Raw genomic sequence first — 1,907 nt, forward strand, 5'->3', positions numbered from 1 at the left:
TGGAACCGTTGCTGGAACTGGTGGCGGTGCTGCTGGGACTGCTGGTGGTGTCGGTGTCCCTGCACGCCCTGGAGGCGCAGGAGCAGGCGCGCGCCAATGTCCTGGTGGTGGGTTTTGGCGTAGCGGCGGCCTGCAATTTTCTGCACGGGGTGCTGGTGCATTCCGGCCCTGTGCACATGCCGCCGGGCAGTGCCGACATGTCGTTGTGGCTGAGCAGTTGGGCGCGTGTGGCCGAGGCCCTGACCTTGGGGCTCACCGCCACGCGCTTGTCTGCCCCCGGGCCGGCCCGCGCCTGGCTGGCAACGGCGGGGGGTGTCACGCTGGTGCTCGCAGGGTCGTCGCTGGGGCCGCTGCCCCAGTGGTTTGCCCATGCTGCAGACGGTGCCTTGCGCCAGGTGGTGGCCGTGGGGCTCGCCCTGGCCTTGGCCGCCAGCGCTGTGGTGTTGCATCGCCGCAGCCGCAGCGAAGAGGCACCGCGTGAACGCCTGTTTGCCTGGGCGGCCGGAGCTTTCGTATGCGGCGAGGTCACGGTGGGCGCGCTGGGCGGGCATTCGATGCTGGGTGGAGTGCTGTCCCATGGCTTTCGGGTGGTGGCGTATGCGCTGCTGTACCAGGCGGTGTTTGATGCAGGCATCCGCCGCCCGTTTGCGCGCATCCAGGAGGCCGAGAGCCGGTTGCGCGAGAGCGAGGGGCGTCTGTCATTGCTGGGGCGCAACCTGCCGCACAGCGTGTTGTTCCAGATCGTGCGCGAGCTGGATGGCCGGGTGCATTTTGTGCACATGGGCGACGCCATCGAACGGCTGAACGGGGTACGCGTCGAAGACGTGTTGCAGGACCCACGCGTGCTGTACCGGCAGATCCTCCCGGAAGACATAGATCGCCTGCTGCAGGCAGAGCGCCAGTCCTACCTGTCCATGACCAGTCTGGAGGCGGTTTTTCGGGTGCGCCGCACCGACGGCCAGGTGCGCTGGATGCACCTGAGTTCGTCGCCGCGCCGGCTGCAGGATGGCCGGGTGCTGTGGGATGGCGTGCAGACCGACATCACCGCCCACCACCAAGCCGAAGAGGCCGCGCACGCCCAGCAGGCGCTCATGGCCAACACGCTGCGCCATGTGCCGGGTGGTGTGTCGCGGATTGATCGGGACTTGCGCGTGCTGTACGTCAATGAACAGCAGGCACGCTGGCTCTACACCACGCCCCAGGCACTGGAAGGGCAGCGGCTGCAGGATGTGATCCCGCCCGAAGTGTTCGCGCGCATCCACCCGCATCTTGAAAAAGCCTTTGCGGGCGAGACCGCGGTGTTCGAAAACCGCATTGACGGCCCTGACGGCACACAGTTTCGCCACACCACCATCGCCCCAGAGAGCGTGACGGCGCAAGGGGTGGCAGCCGTGGTGCTGTTTGCCTACGACTTGACGGCGCTCAAGCGCATCGAACAAGAATTGGCCCAGCAGAAGGCGCATCTGGCCAGCGTGGTCAATGCCATGCCGGACATGGTGTTCATGAAGGACACCAACGGGGTGTACCTGTCGGTCAACCCGGTATTCGAGCGTTTTGCGGGCCGGCCCGAACGCGATGTGGTGGGCCGAAACGACTACGACCTGACCAACGCGGCCGAGGCCGAGCGCTTTCGCAAGTACGACCAGCGCGCCATGCAGGCCTGGCAGCCGCTGGTGTATGAGGAAACGCTCACCTTCGCCGAAGACGGCTACCAGGGCCAGTTCGAGACCATCAAGACGCCCATCCGCGATCTGCATGGCCGCGTGACGGGCATCCTGGGCGTGTGCCGCGACATCACAGACCGCAAACGCGCCGAACAAGAGATCGAACGCCTGGCGTTCTACGACGCGCTCACGGGTCTGCCCAACCGCCGCCTGCTGCTGGACCGCCTGCAACGCTCCATCGCC

At 66.5% G+C, this 1,907-nt stretch carries 1 protein-coding gene; it reads left to right on the forward strand.

Annotated features, from left to right (window positions below; translation table 11 throughout):
• Window positions 1-1,907 (forward strand): PAS domain-containing protein (locus DBR23_RS27400; RefSeq protein WP_233250786.1); only part of this gene is annotated, 1,907 nt, incomplete at both ends.

The organism is Acidovorax sp. HMWF018, from assembly GCF_003061035.1.
In the GTDB taxonomy this organism is placed as follows: Bacteria; Pseudomonadota; Gammaproteobacteria; order Burkholderiales; family Burkholderiaceae_C; genus Acidovorax; species Acidovorax delafieldii.